The following is a 17,592-nucleotide window of genomic DNA, read 5'->3' as shown; positions in this document are numbered from 1 at the left end:
GATTACCGCATGCAATTTCACTGGTACGTTGCGGACAGTAGAGACGTCGGCCTTAGAAGACGTCCCACCCCGCTTTCGCGGGGCGGGATTTTCACCATAGCTCCCGTAAATTACAGGTAACTATACGCTTGTAGTCAGGGTCAGGACGCCCTGCTATCGGCCAGGCTCGGCTCACCCTCCTGTGCCATCCACGGACAGAATAAAGCAGCCGCTCCAAGACGACGAAGGGCCAGCACCCTTTCGGATACTGGCCCTTCTACAGTGGAGCTAAGGAGATTCGAACTCCTGACCTTCTCATTGCGAACGAGACGCGCTACCAACTGCGCCATAGCCCCAAACTGCCTTTGAAGAATATCACGGGCTGGCCAACAGTTTTGCCGCTTTGGCGCGGGGCGTCAATTAGACCGCGCGACGACGACGCAGCACGGCATCGAGGTCGGTCATGCCCGGGACTGTCTCGCCGACAATACCCATCGACGCGAAGCGGCTGGGCACCGCAGCAGTGGTCGCCGCCACGACGGGCCGGGCGATCGGCGTGACCACTCGGTTGGCCTCCTCCGCGAGTACGGCGGCACGACGAGCGACCTCCGCTTCGGCGGCTGCCCTGCGCAGTTGGTTGGCCGCTTCAACGGATGCCATCGCCGTCTGCGCAATGGACCCGCGCGAGAGGTGCAGCGCTCGCGGCACCGGTTGCGGCGTCCAGGTGGCCGCCGCGACCGGAGTCTGCTCTAGCTGCACGGGTTCGAAGGTTTGCCTGATCAGCACGGGCAACTCCATGGGGGCTTCCAGTCGAACGATGCGCGCCGAACGTGCGACTGTGGCGAGTCTTCCGAGAACGGTAAACGCGGCGACCATTACGACTCCGCCGCCGACCAGCGCCGTGAACGAACCGGTCAGAGCGGCAGAGATCCCCGATACCGCCAGCACGAAACCGGTCAGGAGAATCAGCGACACCAGGCCGCGAAAGCGCCGAAGACGCCGAAGTTTCTTCACCGGAAACTCCGGCAGGCGTGGCGCGGCCGCGGCGGCCACAGCGGCGGCGGCGCGGCGAGCGTCGCTGGCTGCATCCGCTATCGCCTGCGCTTCAGCCCGCTCCGATTGCTCGGCCCTGGCCAGAATGCGTTGCTGCTCGGCTACGGTGCGTGCATTCGCTTCAAGCCGCACTTGCTGCGGAACCTCGGCGGTTTCAGCCAGAATACGCAGTGTCTGTTGCAATCGCACCGCATTTCGTTCGGTTGCCTGAAACTGCTTGCGGCGCGACCAAGTGGGCATCAAGTAGGCAACCCAGAGCACAGCAGCCACCGCCACCATGACCCCGCCACCCAATGCCTCACTACTCATGTTGACAACGGTAGGAGGCGCGGGCACATCCACCGAGGATTACTCCCGGTGTGTCACCCAAGTTAATACACTGATTTCGCCCCCGAACAGGGAAATTCTTGACCGTCATCGGGTGATGACACGCACCGGATGCGCGGCCGACTCCAAATCTGCCGCGGTGACGCTCGCCGCATCCGCTGGTACCAGGTCATCTTGCCAGCGGCGCATGACGCCCTGGCTGAGTTCCTCGGCGACCAGGCCGAAGCAGAAATGGTCGCGCCAGTCGCCGTTGATGTGGATATACCGTCGGCGCAGACCCTCATATCGAAAGCCGAGCTTTTCAACGACGCGCAGGCTGGCCTTGTTCTCGGGGCGAATGCAGATCTCCATGCGGTGCAGGCCGAGCTGATAGAAGCAGTAGTCCGTCGCGAGCGCGACAGCCGTAGGGGTGACCGACTGGCCGGCAAACTTTTCACTGACCCAGTAGCCGATGGTGGCCGACGACAGCGATCCCCAGGTGATCGACGACACGTTCAGTTGACCGGCCAGTTCGCCGTTGTGTTCCACAATGAACGGCAGGCCGTTGCCCGACCGCGAATGCGTCAACAGGCTGCGGATGCTCGCGCGCGTGTCGAAAGACATCGGCGCGTAGGGGTTGGTCGCCTCCCATTTGCGCAACCACGAGCGGTTCGCCAGCAGTTCGCCCTCGAGAGCGCGCGAATCGCGCAATCGGATGGGTCGCAGGGTGACTGCCCCCTCACGGAGGGTCGGAATTGCGATCGGCACGGTTCGCCTGTCTGTCGTGGGTGAGAAGCCGGGTGGGGCGGGGAAAATCGTTAGTGCAGTGTGGCGACGAATTCGCGCAGCCACGGCTTGAGGTCGGCACCGAGATCTTCACGATCGACGGCGAGCTGCACGATCGCCTTGATGTAGTCGAGCCGGTCGCCGGTGTCGTAACGACGGCCACGAAAGATGAGGCCGTACACGCCGCCGGTGGACTCCGGGGTGACAGCCATCTCCTGCAGGGCATCGGTGAGCTGAATCTCGTTGCCCTTGCCGGGCGCCGTGTGTTCAAGAATATCGAAAATTTCGGGACGCAACACATACCGGCCGATGATGGCAAGGTTGGAAGGGGCATCTTCGGCGCTGGGCTTCTCGACGAGGCCGGTGATGCGCACGACGTCAGGGTCATCGGTAGCTTCGACCGCAGCCGCCCCATACATATGAATCTGTGAGGGGTCGACCTCGAGCAGGGCAACGATGCTGGCGCCACGCTTGATCTGCTCTTCGAGCATGCGGGTCAGCAGCGGGTCGCGCGAGTCGATGATGTCGTCACCGAGCAGCACGGCGAACGGCTCGTTTCCCACGTGCATCCGCGAGCGCAGTACGGCGTGGCCAAGTCCGCGCGGGTCGCCCTGCCGCACATAGTGGATATCGGCGAGCTCGTTGGATTCACGCACCTTGGCCAGCCGGGTCTGGTCCCCCTTGCGTTCCAACATGGCCTCGAGCTCAGTCATGCGATCGAAATGGTTCTCCAGGGCGTTCTTGTTGCGCCCGGTAACCATCAGCACGTCGCTGAGCCCGGCCGCGACCGCTTCTTCGACGACGTACTGGATAGCCGGCTTGTCGACGACGGGCAGCATCTCCTTTGGCATGGCCTTGGTCGCTGGGAGGAAGCGTGTTCCGAGTCCAGCTGCGGGAATGACTGCTTTAGTTATCGGGGTACCCATGGGCACTAGGTTAGTGGCAAGTAGGATGCCTTATATGGACTCCGACATAGCTCATCGAAAGCGTGCGCTACGAGCGGAATTACGCGAACGCCGTCAGAACCTGACGTCCTCCGAGCGCGACTTCGCCACGGCCGGTTTCACGGAAAATCTGCAAAGCCTTGTGCTCGACCTGTCAGCGCGGTCTATCTCCTGCTACCTGTCAGCCCGCAACGAACCTGATACCCGACCTTTTCTCAACTGGGCTACGGCAGAAGGTATTCGCGTTCTCTTCCCCATTTCGCGCGAAGACGGCTTGCTCGATTGGACCGTCGGCGACGGTGACGAGGAATTCACCGGAATTTCCGGCGTACCAGAAGCCGTGGGAACCCTGCTCGGGCCAATCGCCATCAATGACGTCGACCTCATCATTGTTCCCGCGGCGGCCGTGGACGAGTCGGGACTACGCATGGGCTGGGGTCGCGGCTACTTCGACAAGACCCTCGGCTCGATGGAGAAATGCCCGCCGGTATACGCCGTGGTCTTCGACAGCGAGTACCTCGACGAAGTTCCCCGCGAAGTGCACGATCAGCCCGTCAACGGCCTCGTGACGCCGACCCGAATCATCGCTTTCTAACCGTTTTCACCGCCTGGGACCCCGGTTCTGAACCTGCGGGGGTCTGTGCGCGCATAACCTTAGTCTTGGCAGGCGTTTGCCTGTCGGCTCAACCAGCTGGAGATGCAGTGCCTACCTACTCTTACCGTTGCACCGCGTGCGACACCGCTTTCGATATCCAGCAGGCCTTCACCGACCACTCGCTCACGGTGTGCCCGACCTGCCAGGGAAAGCTGCGCAAGGTGTTCTCCTCGATCGGCGTGACCTTCAGCGGCTCGGGTTTCTACAGCAACGATTCCAAAGCGGATGCGAAGCGGTCCAACCCGAATCTCGACCGCAAGCCGACCGAGAAATCAGCCGATAAGTCCGACTCTTCGGCGAGCAAACCCGCGGAAACCAAGACCGAGAAGAAGTCCGACAGTACGCCGGCGAAAAAAGACAGCTCGGCGTCCTCGCCCTCGCCTTCCTCGTCCTCCTCCGTTCCGGCCGCGAAGGCGTCTTAGGCAGATGGCGCTGACAAAGACGGTCGCCCAAGTCATCCGTTTGGAGCACCCCGTGATCAACGGTTTCAAAGAATTCATCATGCGCGGCAACGTCATCGACCTCGCGGTCGCCGTCGTCATCGGCACGGCGTTCACCGCGCTCGTCACCGCCATCGTCACGAGCATCTTCAACCCGCTGATCGCGTCGATCTTCAGCGCCGAGTCCCTGGCAGACTCGCTCGTCCTCCCGCTCCGGGGTGGGGACGGCATTTTGTTCGGTGCCGTCATTGGCGCGCTGATCAACTTCCTGCTGATCGCTGCGGTGGTCTACTTTGCGATCGTGCTGCCGCTGAACAAGCTCAAGGAGGCGCAGGACCGCCGTCGCAACGCGGGTATTCCTGCGGCCGTCGTTGTGGACCCCACGACCGAGCTCGACCTGCTTACCGAGATCCGCGATCTGCTGGCCAAGAACGCCGCCCCAGCCGCGCCTGACCAGGGCCCCAAACACTAGCAGCTACCAGTGCGGCGGGCGATCCTGCCGCAACTGTGCCTCGTTCGCGCTCGGTGCGCTGCCAGTGTGGGCGACGCCGCCCTCTTCGCGCAATACCGGCGGGTGCGGGTTGGGGTCGGTATCCGGCGCCGGCAGAAGTCTGGCGCGCCGGGCCCTGCCTGCCGCCTTCACGATCGGCTGGCGGGCCGATCCCAGGCGCGGCACATCCTCCGAGCCGCTCATGCGCCCGGGCGTTTCGGGGTGACTGTGGGGGCGTCGCCGGCTGGAAAGGCACGGGGAGCGGCATCCGCCGGCGGAACACCGGCGATTGCGGCCACGCGCGCCGCGACGGCGTCGGGGTTGCTGAACAGTTCGAAGCTGTGCACGCGCAGGTAGTGCCAGCCGAGTCGGCGCAGCACTTCGGGGCGCAGCCGAAGCGACTCGCGCAGGCTCGCACGATTGACGACGGCATCCGTCTCGACCACGATGGCGCGGATGCCATAGGAGGCGGCGAGGGCCAGCTTGCCGCGGTGGCCGAGCCGCACACTGAGGCCGAGCTTCTCAAGGCGGTGGCCGAGATCGACCAGCATGGCCTCGCTCGCGTCGGGAACCTGCACCTCGTCACGACGGGCTTCGGTCTCGCTGAGCACCTGGGACAGGGCGAGGATACCGTGACGCTGGCGGTCCTCGTCAATGTCGGCGGGACGAAAGCAGGAGACGATGTCGAGCGCGCGACGTGCACGGGTCATGCCGATCGCAAGCAGGCGTTCGCCGCCCGGTTCGCCGAGTGAACCGAAGTTCGACAGCAGGCGACCGTGCGGAGTGCGGCCGTAGCCGATCGAGAAAATGACCCGGTCGCGGCTCTGTGCCACGGCCTGCTCGAGGGTGAGTACGGTGAACGGTTCGCTGCGGTCTTTGAGAATGAAATCGGAAAGGTCGGTGCGCTTGGCAAACGCCGCGAGCACGGCCTGCTGCACACGCACGGCGTGCCGGGTGCTCGCGGTGATCACCATAAGCGATTCGCGCGGACGCTTCGAGGCGTGGTCGAGCACGAGATCGACAACCTTCACGACCTCCGCGTCGACGCTCTCGATGGCGCCGCTGTCGGCGTCGGGCATGCCGCGGCCGCCGGCCACATAGTTGATGGTGAGGCTGCCGTGGCCGAGAAAACTTCCGGCCCAGGGCAGGGAATCGATGCGTCCGCCATAGAAGCGATGGTTGACGAGCTCAGCGAGGTCCTCCCCGCCAGCCCGATAGCTACGAGTGAGCGTGAGGGTCGGCAGCAGTTCGCCGAGGCGGGCCAGGGCAGAATCGGCGTGCAGGGCGTCCACCGATGCGTCGGGCACGGCGGTCTCCCCCGAACCGGCGATGCCGGTCTCGAATGCTGACGGCGTCTGTGTGACCGGATCACCGAACGCGACGATCTGTCGGCCGCGGCGAATCGCACCGACGTTTTCAGCGAGGGTCGTGGCTCCGGCGTCAACCAGCAACACGGTATCGAAGGTGATCTGGTCGCTGATTCCGGCGATCTCGTAGGGCGAGGCCAGCCAGACCGGGGCGAGCACTCGACCGAGGTGGGGTGCGACCTCATTGAGTCGGGCCGGGGTGGCACGATCGGCGCGCAGCAGGCGGCGCAGCTGGTCGGCTTCCTCGGGAAAGTCGACGACGCCGATCTTCCAGGTTTCGGCGAGCAACCAGGCCAGCAGCTTGCCGGTAGCGGATGCGTGCGCTTCGTCGACGAGTTTGAAATCAGCCTCGAGGCGGTCCAATACCTGGGTGTTAGCACCCAGCAGTGCCCGGTCGCTCGCGAGCATGATTTCGAGCACCGACTGCCACCAGGCCAGCTCGAGCTCGACGGCGACGTTCTCTTCCGACACGTGGCGCTGGGACAGGTCGGTCATCAGCGGGTCAAGGTTGTGTTCGCGTAGCGTCGCCAGCAGCGCTGTGCGCTCGTGCAGGTTCGCGAGCACCTCGCTCTCAGCGGCGAGGCCGGAGATCATCGCTACCAGCTCATTCAGCTGACGCCCGGCCAGGACCCGGGGCGTGCCGCTGGTGCCGAGCGGAATGTCGAGCAGACCGAGGTCTTCCGAGACTCGCTGAAAAGCAACGTGCACGTCGTTAATGCCCACCGGCACCTCCGGAGTGACGCCGGCGGCTGCGTAGCGCTGCCAGAGCGTGCGCTGGCTCTGGATGCGCCGCAGGCTCTCGTTCATGTCGTTGACCCGCACGCCGGGGCGCTGGTATTCCTCGGCGAGCTTTCGCAGTCTGCGCCGACTGGCCGAACTCATCTCAGACGATTCACGCCTCGACGACGTGGCGGCGATCAACTCGGTGAGCGACCGGTCGTAGACGCCGGGCTGAAATTTGTCGAGGGTTTCGCGAATATCCAGCAGCAGACGCAGGTAGATCCCGAGTTCGTTGATCGTCTCGAACGGGCGCAATCGGGTCTGACCGATCAGGCCGTTGGCGCGTTCAAGCAGCCGGGGCAGTTCGATCTGGTTGATGCGTTTGGCGAGCTGGTGCGAGTTGGAGGCATCCGCTGTGGAGGTGAACGAGGCGCCGTACCAGGGCGAGTCGCCGGGCCCATACCGAAATTCGCCGAGAACGGCGGCCTTGATCAGGGTGTTGGCGGCGGCCGACCGGGAATGGGCGAGAAGTTCGAGGGCGTGCCGGTCGAGGCGGGCCGTGGTCGACGGCGGCTCAGGCAGCTGAGCAAGCCGGGCGAGTTCGCCCAATGCGTCGAGCACAGAGACACCGAGAGCGGAGTCGCGGCGAGTGAGCGCCGAACGGTAGTCGAGCAGCACCTTGCGCAGGCGCACGAGTGCGTCATCGACGTCGCCGACCCGCGGCTGGGCCGCTTTCTCGTTTCGGGTGATCGACTGGATCAGGTCGCGGCGCAGGGTGCGCGGGGTGACGGCGATGCCGGGCAGGCCCACCTGCACGAGGCGGCCGCGGATGCCATCGAGGCTGGAGCGGCGGGCGCTCACCACGAGTACCCGCTTGTGCTGGGCCACGAGCGAGCCGATCGCATTGACGATCGTTTGGGTGCCACCGGTGCCGGGCAGCGTTTTCACGACGAGGGAGTTGCCGGCTGCGATCTGCGCGACAACGTTCTCCTGCTCGGAGTCGGCATCACCGAGCAGCGTGTCGGTGGCGGGCGGGCGGGCGTCCTGCCCGATTGGTACGACCGGGTTATAGGCGGTCTCGATGTTGCGCCGAGCGGTCATGTTGCCGGCAACGGCGTCGAGCAGCGGATGGTCGAGGTTCGACGCGTCGGCGGCGAGCGCCCGGCCCACGTCTGCGAATGAGGAGACGACGAGGCGGGGTACGACGTTGAACCAGGGCAGGTGCGAGGTAAGCCCGCGCAGCCGGTCGATGACAGGTTGCGGCTTGAAGGCGCCGTTGGTCACGGCGAGCGCCACAAAAGCGTCGGCGTCGAGCACGATCTGAAACTGGTCTTTCAAGGCACGGGCGAGTTCGGGATTGAGAAAAGGTTGGCCCTTGAGCTTGAGTTCGTAGTCGCGTCCGTACCGACGAATGGCGAGGGGACGCAGCAGCACCGGGGCGCTGTAATCAATGTCCTGATAGCGCCACTCCGCAAGGCCGATGGCGAGGTTGACAGACTCGAGGCCGCGCATGGAGCGCAGTTCGATACCTTTCTGGGTGATCTCGTTCGCGGCCAGGCGGGCGTTGCGCAGCGCCAGTTCGTCGCGAATAAGGTTGGACAGCAGCGTCGTTTTGCCGATGATGAACTGCGGCAGGCCGCCGGGGTGCGTGGCGCTGAGCTCGATGCGGGTGCGGGCTTCGTCGGTGAAGTGCAGCAGGGGCGATCGTCCGCCGAGGGCTGCTAGTTCGTCGCGCCAGCGTTGCCAGACCGGTTCGGCGATGTTTCCCGCGGTGAAGGCCGGGTCGCCCAGACTGAGGTTGTGTGGACTGGTCACGTTTTGCGGGTCGGCAGGGACGCCGCCCAGGTACTTGGAAAGCACGTCGTCGTCATCTTGTTTTTTATCGAGGTGCCACACAGGGATACCCTAATTGGCAAATCACCGGTTTACCCTGAGGCGGCCGGGGTTTCGCGGGTTTTGGCCCCAACTGACGTTCACAGCCAGTCGCGCCGTTTGAACACGACGTACAAGCTGATACCCATCGCGAGCATCAGGCTGAGGGCAAACGGATAGCCCAGGGCCCAATGGAGCTCGGGCATGTGGTCGAAGTTCATGCCGTAAACAGTTCCCACCAACGTCGGTGCGAACAGGATCGCCGCCCAGCTGGAGATCTTCTTGACCTCCTCGCTTTGCGCGAGGCTCGTCTCTGACAGGTGGCGCATTTCGTCGTTCTGGCGCTGGCCGACCAGGGTGCTGTGCACGGTGAGCGCATTCTGCAGCAGTTGCCGAAAAGCGTCGCCACGTTCCACAACCCGCAGGGTGTGATCGAGCACGTCACGCAGGTGCCGGTGCAGTTCCAAATCGACGTTGTATTTATCGAAGCCACGCTGCATGGACTCGAACATGGTCACGAGTGGTTGGGTTGCCCGCTGAAACTCGATCACCTCGCGCGACAGCGCATAGATGCGCCGGGAGACCTCCGGGTCGCCGTCGAACAGCTGGTCTTCAATCTCGTCGATGTCATTTTCGAGGCCGGCGACGACCGGTACGTATTCGTCGACGACCTGGTCAAGAATGGCGTAGAGCACGGCTTCCGGACCGAGTGCGAGCAAGTGCGGCGTCTGCTCCATGCGCTCCCGCACCTGCGCGAGGTTGGGCGATTCAGCGTGGCGGATGGTGACGACGAAATCCGGCCCGACGAACACGTGCAGCTCGCCGAATTCGACGCGTTCCTCGTCGTCCATGTAGCGGGCCGGGCGCAACACCACGAACAGAATGTCCCCGTACCGTTCGATCTTCGACCGTTGGTGACCGGCGAGCGCGTCCTCCACGGCTAGATGGTGCAGGCTGAACTCGGTGGCGACGGCCCGCACTTCCAACTCGCTCGGCCGATACAGGCCGATCCAGGCGAAACCCTTGTTCTGTTTCATGACTTCAAAGGTCTCGTCGAGCGTGTGCGGGGTGGAGACCCGGTGCCCATCCACGTAAACCGCATTATCAACCAGCGCCATCGGCTCTCCTTGTTCGATCTTCTAGTGTGTCATTCGCCTACACCGCCCGGTAACGTTTGAGGGTGCCGCAAACGGATGTCTCCCTTTTTCTCGCTCCGCGCGCGACGCTCCCCCAGACCGACCGCGCACGGCTCACCGCCGCCGTGGCCCTGGTCTGCTCGGCGCGGGGCCCGGTCACCATCGAGCAACGCTGCGAGCGCTGCGGCGGAGCGCATGGCCGCCCGCGCGTCCTGGAGCCAAGCGCGGTGCACGTGAGCCTGAGTCGAGCCGGCCATACCGTCGCCGTCGCCGTCTCCCTGGTCGGGCAGATCGGGGTCGACATCGAGAGCGTCACGGCGGTCGGCCGTGCCGGGTTCGATGATGTCGCGTTCAATGCGACCGAGCGCACAGCGCTGGCCGCTGTGCCGGTCGGCGAGCGCGACCGGGCGCGCGCCCGGATCTGGACCACGAAGGAAGCCCTGCTCAAGCTCTCGGGCCAGGGCCTGACGGTGGACCCGCGAGAGCTGACTGTGGGGTGGGCGGGGGCATCCGTTTTATGGAGATGGCCGACTTCCACCCTCGATCTGAACCGGGTGCACGTCGTGGGCTTCGACGCAGGCCCCGGACTGATCGGCACCCTCGCCGTTTTCAGCGCCGAGGCCCCCGAGGTGGAGCTGCGCCGCGATTCGTAGGCTCGGCGCCAGCGCGCGGCCATCCGTTTCACGCTGAGCGGGAGTTGCGCCGCTGCGCGGGAGGCGCAACTCCCGCGCACTGGCGCAGGTCCAGCGCGACGCGTGGCGCTGGGGTTCCGCCCAGGCCGGAACTCCCGCGCACTGGCGCAAGTCCAGCGCGACGCGACCACCCCGCCGTTACGGCTGGGGGCGTTCCAGGCCGCGCAGGGCGCGCTGCGGGCCGGGCTGCAGTCCGAGCTCCAGGAGCCGCCGCCGCAGGGAGTACTGGCTCATCCCGACCGAAGCCGGCCAGCGGGTGAATCCATGTACCTGACGGCGAATTCCGTCCTCGCGCAGCTTTTCGTCATACTGCACCTGCTCGGGAGAGCGACCGGCCAGATACTTCGCGTTGAAATACTTCTCCCGACCGTCACACTCCCCCACACCGTCGATCTCGGGCCAGTAGAAGTCGGTCTCGCACTCCTTGCCATCGACGATGAACGGATGCTGCAGTTCCGGTTCGGGAAATCCGCTCAGGGCGATGTTCACCCGACTAGCCGATTCCGCTGGCGAACCGGAGAGATGCGTTCCGAACTGGATGATCGCACGGGCGCGGCGGGAACCGCGAAAGGGCAGCATCCGCTCAAGCGTGGCCAGAAGCGCAACCTTGGTAGTCAGGGTTAGGGTGCGTCTAAACCGGTCCTGATAGAGCGCGCGGTCGACCACTGCCACGGCGGATTTCAGATCGAGGGTCGCGGCCAAATCGACCACGGTACGTTCGATGGTCGTCACGAGTAGTCCGTCGATGGTCGTGACGTCGCGGGAATCCATGCCGAGAGCATGCCTGCGGATACCCGGATCCGATCGTCCGCCCGAGGCTCGTTCCGTGAGCAGATGCACCTCCCCCGGCCAGCCGACGAGCATCGGCAGCCCCCAGAGCACGGCGGCCGAGTGGTGGCAGAGCACCGCCTGACCGCGCCGGATGAGGGCAGCCCCGCGCACCCGGATCAGATAGCGCTGGTCCTCCCGCAATTGGTTCCAACGCGCGCTGGGGTAGTACAGACCGCGGCTCACCCGCTGCAGTCGGCCCCGTGTTGATTCCCGTCGCAAGCGAAAATCGACGCCCAGGGCGCTTGCCAGATCAGACGCGAGGATGAGGCCGTCGCACGGATCGGGGTCGGTGCTCGTTTGGGAGATGAGACCGGCGCCGCCTCGGGGAACGATGCCGAAGCTGGCGCTGGGTTCTGGGTCGGGCTGAGACATAGAACCAGAGTGTCCGGAAGGCGCCTGCTGCGGGAGGCGGCTTGCCCCCTCCGTGCAGAACCCAGGGCCCACACCCACCTGTGGAGGAGGAACACGCGGTTCGTCCTAGCGTGCCATCCGCTGAGCGACGGATGACCGCGAGCATCCGTTTCACGCCACGCGGGAGTTGAGCCGCTGCGCGGGAGGCGGAACTACCGCGTACTGGCGCAGGTCCAGCGCTACGAAAGGCGCGGGAGTACTGGCCAAGGCGCAACTCCCACGCAGCGCAACCACACCCACGCCCGAACCCGGCCACGCCTCGTGCCCTGTAATCAGAGGCTCGGCAGCGCGCTGTCCTGCACCCAGCGGGCCACGAACCCGCCGATCGCCCGGCTGCCGGTGTGTTCGGAGAAAAATTCTATGAAGTCGTCGGTCGAGACCTGCCCGTATCGCCGGGCCGCCGTGTAGGCGCGCAGGGTCGCGAAGAAGTCCTCGTCGCCGAGAGATTTGCGAATGGCGTGCAGGGCGAGCGCGCCTCGTTTGTAGACACGGTCATCGAACATGGCGTGCGGGCCGGGGTCGCCGATCACAATGTCACGGGGCAGCGCCGCAACCCGGCCGCGGTGCAGCACGGCGAGGGCGTCGGCCGTGCGGCCACCGCGCTGCTCCTCCCACAGCCATTCCGCGTAGCACGCGAAGCCCTCCTGTAACCAGATGTCCTGCCAGCGGGCCACGGTCAGGCTATTGCCGTACCACTGGTGTGCCAGCTCGTGGGCGATCAGCCGGTCGCTGCCGTGCTCGCCGTCGATGTGGTTGCTTCCAAATATGGCCAGGCCGTGCGCCTCGAGTGGAATCTCCAGCTCGTCGTCGGTCACGACGACCGAGTAGGACGCGAACGGATAGGCCCCGAACCGGTCGGCGAAAAACGCGATCATCTCGGTGAGGCGGGCGAAGTCGATACCGACACGGGTCGCCAGATGGGCGGGAAAGTACAGGCTGTGCGCGACCGGAGTGTTGGCCAGGTCAAGGCGGCGGTAGCGGCCGATCAGCACCGTGGCGAGGTAGGTCGCCATCGGCTCGCGCACGTCGAAGATCCAGGTGGTGCGGCCGGAACGGCTCGACCGGCTCGACAACACCCCGTTCGACACCACGGTGTAGCTGGATTCGCAGGCGATCGTGATGCGAGAGGTGGCCTTGTCGCTCGGGTGGTCGTTGCACGGAAACCAGGACGGGGCCCCACACGGCTGCCCGGAGACGAGCACGCCGTCGTCGAGTTCTTCCCAGCCGACGTCGCCCCAGGCGCTGCGCACCGGATGCGGCGCCCCGCGATAGCGCACCACCACCTCAAATACGGCCCCGGCGTCGATGGTCGTGGCGAGGCTGATCACCAGCTTACGAGCGCTGTGGGTGACTTTCGTCGGCCGCGCGCCGTTCACGGTGACTTTCTCCACAGTGAGCCCGGCGAAGTCGAGGCTGAACCGGTCGAGCATCATGAGGGACCGCGCCGTGATGATCGCGGTCGCATTCAACCGGTTGGTGGCTACTCGGTAGTCCAGGGTCACGTCGTAGTGCACGGCGGTATAGCCACCATTACCACTGGTGGGAAGGTAGGGATCACCGGCGCTGGCCGACCCGTAGGTCGTCTGCTTAGTCTGAGCCATCGCTGAACTATCCACGCTCAACGAGCCCACGGCGGCTGGTGCCACGGCGTGATCGGGTTGCCAGACCAGAGCGAACCGGTCGGCACCCGTTCGCCGCGCATCACGAGCGACCCGGGCCCGACGGTCGCCCCGGCATCGATGGACGCCGCCGGCAGAATGACTCCGTTAGGCCCGAGCGTGGCGCCCTCGGCGAGCACGACCATGTCAAGCTGCATGATCCGGTCGTGAAACAGATGAGTTTGCACGACGCAGCCGCGGTTCACGCTGCTGCCAGCCCCCAGCCGCACCAGGTCGGCTTCGGGCAGCCAGTACGTTTCGCACCAGACGCCTTTGCCCACGGTGGCACCGAGGGTGCGCAGCCACACGGCGAGCGCCGGCGTGCCAGATGCCTTCTCGGCAAACCACGGCCGAGCCACCATCTCGACGAAACTGTCCGACACCTCGTTGCGCCAGATGAACGATGACCAGAGCGGATGCTCCGACGCGTCAATGCGCCCGACCAGCGTCCACTTGACCACCGTCGTGACCCCGGCAGCCACCGCACCGGCCGTGAGCATGACTACACCCGAGAGGCCGATCGCTGCACCGAGGCCGAGCTGCAGCCAGAGCAGGTCTAGCAGCGCCAGTACCAGAAGGGCGATCCAGGCGGTGGTGAAGCCGGCCACGATGCGCAGCAGTTCCCACAGCGAACGGGCTACTTTCAGGCGAACGGGAGGGTGGAAGGTTCGCGAGTCATCGGCATCCGTTTGCCTGCGGCGCAGGCGGGCCGGCGGGTTGCCGAGCCAGCTCGAGCCGCGTTTGGCTTTGCGGGGCGTCGACGAGAGCACCGCGACAAGCCCATTGCGCGGCACGGTGCGGCCGGGGCCGGCCATGCCGCTGTTGCCGAGGAAGGCCCGGCGGCCTACCTTGGCGGGCCCGATATGCATCCAGCCGCCGCCAAGTTCGTAGCAGGCGACCATGGTGTCGTCGGCGAGAAACGCGCCAGGCGCAATGGTCGTGAGCGAGGGCAGCAGCAACACGGTCGACGCCTCGACATCGGCGCCGACTTTAGCCCCGAGTAGTCGCAGCCAGGTGGGCGTGAGCAGGCTCGCGTAGACCGGAAACAACACCGTGCGGGCACCGTCGAGAGTGCGTTCGGTCATCCAGACCTGCCAACCGATACGGCTGCGCACGGGATAGTAACCCTCCCGCAGGCCAACGCCGAGCGCGCGCACGAAGGCAATCACCAGAAGCGCATAGGCGAGGCCGCCGCCAACGACGGCGACCGGCATGATCAGAGCCGCGCGCAGCACAGCAACGCCGAGGCCGTCGGCGTCGCCGACGGCGGCGCCGACGATGAGCACGCCGAGCACGATTGCAATCGTAGGGATAGCGGTCATCGCCACCGACCCGGCCGCGAAGGCGCCAAGCCAGCGACTGGCGCGCGACGGACGTTCGGCCGGCCACGGGCGGCGGCCCGACCCGACGCGGCGAGCGGGGGAACCGGCCCACCGCTCCCCGGCTGGCACACGCGACGAGACCGCGGAACCGGGTTCAATCTCGGCGCCGTCGCCAACGTGCGCGCCCCCGAGCAGGGTGCTGCGGGAGCCGATCCGAGCATCGGCACCGACATGAAGATGGCCAATGCGGAGCACGTCACCGTCGACCCAGTGCCCGGCCAGGTCGACCTCGGGTTCGATCGACGCCTGAGCACCGATGGTGAGCAGCCCGGTAACCGGCGGCAACGAGTGCAGGTCCACCTCGGAGCCGATCTCGGCGCCGAGGGCCCGCGCGTAGTAGCTGATCCAGGGCGCCCCGGCGAGACTCGCCGCGTCGACGAGCAGCGCGATCTGTTCGGCCAGCCATAGCCGCAGGTGCACGGAGCCGCCCCGCGGATAGTTGCCGGGCATCACGTCGTGCAGCAACAGTCGGGCCGCCACCACGGCGATGAGCATCTTGCCGGGCGGGGTCACAAACAGTGCAAACCCAAGCGCTACCCACCACCACGACAGGGTTGGGGCGAAGGTCGCGCCGGCCAGGCTGAGCAGGTTGTTAGCGATGGCGAGGTAAACCAGCCAGCGGGCGCCGCTCAGCACGTGCAGCGGAATGCCGAGCACCGTCTGGGCAAACTGACTGCGAGCCGGCGTCGGCAACACCTGCCGTACGACAGTCGGCGTCACGGGGGTGCGGGCGTCGAGTTCCTCGGCCAGCGACCCGATGCGCGGGTGGTCGTATAGGTCGGCGACGGTGGTTTCGGGGTGTCGGGCGCGCACGGCTGACACGAACTGCGCGGCCGAGAGCGAGCCGCCGCCCTGGGCAAAGAAATCGTCGTCGGGCCCGGTCACCGGCACCCCCAAAATGGATGCCCACGCCTCGGCCAGCCAAGCCGCCGTCGGTGACAGCGCCTTCGCATCGTCGTCCAACCCGGGCTGCGAGGCGGGCAATGGCCACGGCAATGCCGCCCGGTCGACCTTGCCAGAGGTGCGGGTGGGCAGCGCATCGACGATGGCGAGCAGCGGCACGAGCGCGGCCGGCAGTTCGTCCCGCAGCCTGACGATCGCGGCCTGCCGGTCGAACGGCGCGCTGGTGGTGGTCAGAGCGATGTAGCCGACCAGAATGTGGTTACCGGCCGGGGTGGTCTGCACCACAGCGGCACCGCCGGCCACTCCGTCGAGAGCGCTCAGGGCAGCATCCACTTCACCGAGCTCGATCCGGCGCCCGCCGAGTTTCACCTGGTCGTCGGCACGGCCAGCGAAGACCAGACCGCGCGGGTCGAAACGCACGAGGTCGCCGCTGCGGTAGGCGCGGCTCCAGCCGAGCTGCGGGTGCGGAGCATACTTCTCGGCGTCCTTGGCGGCATCGAGGTAGCGGGCCAGACCCACGCCGCCGATAATGAGCTCGCCAGTCTCTCCTTCGGCTACCCGGTTGCCGTGGGCATCGACAACGGCGAGGTCCCAGCCATCGAGCGGCAGGCCGATGCGCATCTCACCGACACCGTCGACGAGTGCGCCGCAGGCTACGACGGTCGCTTCAGTAGGGCCGTAGGTGTTCCACACTTCCCGGCCGCGGGCATTGATGCGGGCGACCAGTTCGGGCGGGCAGGCCTCGCCGCCGAAGATCAGCAGCCGCACTGCTTCAAGCGATTCTTCCGGCCAGAGTGCGGCGAGGGTTGGCACGGTCGAGACGACGGTGATGCCGTGGGCAATCAGCCAGGGACCGAGGTCGGCGCCGCTGCGCACCAGGGAGCGCGGGGCCGGCACCAGGCAGGCGCCGTTGCGCCAGGCCAGCCACATCTCTTCGCAGCTCGCGTCGAAGGCCACTGACAGGCCGGCCAGAACCCGGTCGTTGGTGCCAATCGGCTCGTCGCGCAGAAACAGTCCGGCCTCGGCGTCGACGAAGGCAGCCGCTGAACGATGTGTGACCGCGACGCCCTTGGGGAGGCCCGTCGAGCCGGAGGTGAAGATGACCCAGGCGTCGTCGCCGGGCTTGGGTATGTTGCCAGTTGGAAAAACCAACGCCGGGTCATCGTGCCGCGGCACGGGTCGCCCCCGGAGCGCCTGCAGGTCGAGGCCCGCACGCGGCATGAAAAAACTGTTCTCCCCGATGATGCCAACCACGTGTGCCTCGGCAAAGACCAACCGCGCGCGTTCTTCCGGGTCATCGGTGTCGACAGGAACGTAGGCGGCCCCCACGAACAACGTGGCCAGGATCGACACGTACAGGTCGCGGGTTCCAGAGGGAATGCGAATGCCTACGGTGTCCCCGCGGCGTACTCCGGCCAGGCTCAGCGCGTTCGCCTGGGACTGCACCCGCCGCAACAGGCCGCGATAGCTGATCGTGCCTGCCGCATCTTCCAAGGCTAGAGCGTCAGGATGCTGCGCCGCGGTCTGCGAAAGGATGTCGGCGAGGGTACGAGCTGGCGGTGCCCGGTGGCCGGCCGCGAGCACAGCCTGCGCGTGCCCGCTGTTGCCCGCTGGGCTGTACTGGTGCTCGCTCACACGACTCCTCGTTCAGGTCGTGGCAGTAATAGTGAGGCCCGCCGCGAAAGTACCAGTCTAGAACTTGCGGGTAACGCGCGCGTGAACAGTGCCGTCGCGTAGGGCCTGCGCTGGCGGCGAGCCTGCCACGTCGGGCGCAGCAGTTGCATGAGGAGTCTTTATGATTCTCACGGTGTCGAGTGATCTGCAGGTGTTTGCGTGTCGCTACGACCAATATGTGAACCGTTTGCTCGGCGTGCGGCCCAGCGCACTGCACTTTCCCAGGCGTTCCCCCACTCACCCCGGCACTCGCGGGCGCTCTCGTGGAGATCGAAGCCGTCGCCGCAGTTCCC

Annotated in this window: 12 protein-coding genes and 1 tRNA gene; 4 read left to right on the top strand and 9 right to left on the bottom strand. The window is 65.9% G+C overall.

What is annotated here, in order from left to right:
• Positions 1-262: 262 nt before the first annotated feature.
• The 4 genes from E3T51_RS13760 to galU all read right to left on the bottom strand — a co-directional run bounded on the left by E3T51_RS13760 (position 263) and on the right by galU (position 3,050).
• Positions 263-335 (bottom strand) — tRNA-Ala (locus tag E3T51_RS13760).
• A 64-nt stretch (positions 336-399) separates the two neighbouring features.
• Positions 400-1,341, bottom strand: coding sequence for a hypothetical protein (locus E3T51_RS13755; RefSeq protein WP_134530305.1), 942 nt, complete (start codon positions 1,339-1,341; stop codon positions 400-402).
• 105 nt (positions 1,342-1,446) lie between these two features.
• Positions 1,447-2,106, bottom strand: a complete 660-nt coding sequence (locus E3T51_RS13750; protein ID WP_134530304.1) for a GNAT family N-acetyltransferase — start codon at positions 2,104-2,106, stop codon at positions 1,447-1,449.
• Positions 2,107-2,156: 50 nt separating this feature from the next.
• The gene (gene galU, locus E3T51_RS13745; RefSeq protein WP_104192076.1) at positions 2,157-3,050 is read right to left on the bottom strand and encodes a UTP--glucose-1-phosphate uridylyltransferase GalU; all 894 of its coding nucleotides are present in this window, start codon (positions 3,048-3,050) and stop codon (positions 2,157-2,159) included.
• 34 nt (positions 3,051-3,084) lie between these two features.
• Between galU and E3T51_RS13740 the strand changes: the two genes are divergently transcribed.
• The 3 genes from E3T51_RS13740 to mscL all read left to right on the top strand — a co-directional run bounded on the left by E3T51_RS13740 (position 3,085) and on the right by mscL (position 4,635).
• Complete coding sequence (locus tag E3T51_RS13740) at positions 3,085-3,663, top strand: 5-formyltetrahydrofolate cyclo-ligase (RefSeq protein ID WP_104192075.1); 579 nt, start codon at positions 3,085-3,087, stop codon at positions 3,661-3,663.
• 107 nt (positions 3,664-3,770) lie between these two features.
• Positions 3,771-4,145 (top strand): FmdB family zinc ribbon protein, encoded by a 375-nt coding sequence (locus E3T51_RS13735; protein WP_134530303.1) that lies wholly within the window; start codon positions 3,771-3,773, stop codon positions 4,143-4,145.
• Between the two features lie 4 nt (positions 4,146-4,149).
• Entirely contained in the window at positions 4,150-4,635 is a 486-nt protein-coding gene (gene mscL / locus E3T51_RS13730; protein ID WP_241989330.1) for a large conductance mechanosensitive channel protein MscL, read from the top strand.
• A gap of 218 nt (positions 4,636-4,853) precedes the next feature.
• Here mscL and E3T51_RS13725 read toward each other — a convergent pair whose 3' ends face one another.
• Positions 4,854-8,636: an ATP-binding protein gene (locus E3T51_RS13725; protein ID WP_134530302.1), complete on the bottom strand. Its 3,783-nt coding sequence runs from the start codon at positions 8,634-8,636 to the stop codon at positions 4,854-4,856.
• Between the two features lie 77 nt (positions 8,637-8,713).
• Positions 8,714-9,730 carry a magnesium and cobalt transport protein CorA gene (locus E3T51_RS13720; protein ID WP_134530301.1) on the bottom strand — a complete coding sequence of 339 codons (1,017 nt, stop codon included), beginning with the start codon at positions 9,728-9,730 and terminating at the stop codon, positions 8,714-8,716.
• A 62-nt stretch (positions 9,731-9,792) separates the two neighbouring features.
• On the opposite strand from E3T51_RS13720, the gene E3T51_RS13715 reads away from it, so the two are divergent.
• Positions 9,793-10,401 (top strand): 4'-phosphopantetheinyl transferase family protein, encoded by a 609-nt coding sequence (locus E3T51_RS13715; RefSeq protein ID WP_166806486.1) that lies wholly within the window; start codon positions 9,793-9,795, stop codon positions 10,399-10,401.
• Between the two features lie 177 nt (positions 10,402-10,578).
• Here the strand turns inward: E3T51_RS13715 and E3T51_RS13710 are convergent, their stop codons facing one another.
• From E3T51_RS13710 to E3T51_RS13700, 3 genes are all read right to left on the bottom strand, one after another.
• Positions 10,579-11,643, bottom strand: coding sequence for a type IV toxin-antitoxin system AbiEi family antitoxin domain-containing protein (locus E3T51_RS13710; protein ID WP_134530299.1), 1,065 nt, complete (start codon positions 11,641-11,643; stop codon positions 10,579-10,581).
• Positions 11,644-11,954: 311 nt separating this feature from the next.
• Positions 11,955-13,283: a M1 family metallopeptidase gene (locus E3T51_RS13705; RefSeq protein WP_134530298.1), complete on the bottom strand. Its 1,329-nt coding sequence runs from the start codon at positions 13,281-13,283 to the stop codon at positions 11,955-11,957.
• Positions 13,284-13,300: 17 nt separating this feature from the next.
• The gene (locus tag E3T51_RS13700; protein ID WP_134530297.1) at positions 13,301-17,260 is read right to left on the bottom strand and encodes a Pls/PosA family non-ribosomal peptide synthetase; all 3,960 of its coding nucleotides are present in this window, start codon (positions 17,258-17,260) and stop codon (positions 13,301-13,303) included.
• Between the last annotated feature and the right edge of the window lie 332 nt (positions 17,261-17,592).

The sequence above is a fragment of the Cryobacterium serini genome, assembly GCF_004404025.1.
Taxonomy (GTDB): domain Bacteria; phylum Actinomycetota; class Actinomycetes; order Actinomycetales; family Microbacteriaceae; genus Cryobacterium; species Cryobacterium serini.
The sequence above is the reverse complement of the archived record's forward strand: the minus strand, read 5'-3'. Positions and strand labels throughout refer to the sequence as shown.

Excerpts from the sequence above, each read along its gene's own strand:
- E3T51_RS13740 (WP_104192075.1), top strand. The coding sequence starts at position 3,085 with ATGGACTCCGACATAGCTCATCGAAAGCGTGCGCTACGAGCGGAATTA.
- mscL (WP_241989330.1), top strand. The coding sequence starts at position 4,150 with ATGGCGCTGACAAAGACGGTCGCCCAAGTCATCCGTTTGGAGCACCCC.
- galU (WP_104192076.1), bottom strand. The coding sequence starts at position 3,050 with ATGGGTACCCCGATAACTAAAGCAGTCATTCCCGCAGCTGGACTCGGA.
- E3T51_RS13705 (WP_134530298.1), bottom strand. The coding sequence starts at position 13,283 with ATGGCTCAGACTAAGCAGACGACCTACGGGTCGGCCAGCGCCGGTGAT.
- E3T51_RS13755 (WP_134530305.1), bottom strand. The coding sequence starts at position 1,341 with ATGAGTAGTGAGGCATTGGGTGGCGGGGTCATGGTGGCGGTGGCTGCT.
- E3T51_RS13720 (WP_134530301.1), bottom strand. The coding sequence starts at position 9,730 with ATGGCGCTGGTTGATAATGCGGTTTACGTGGATGGGCACCGGGTCTCC.
- E3T51_RS13710 (WP_134530299.1), bottom strand. The coding sequence starts at position 11,643 with ATGTCTCAGCCCGACCCAGAACCCAGCGCCAGCTTCGGCATCGTTCCC.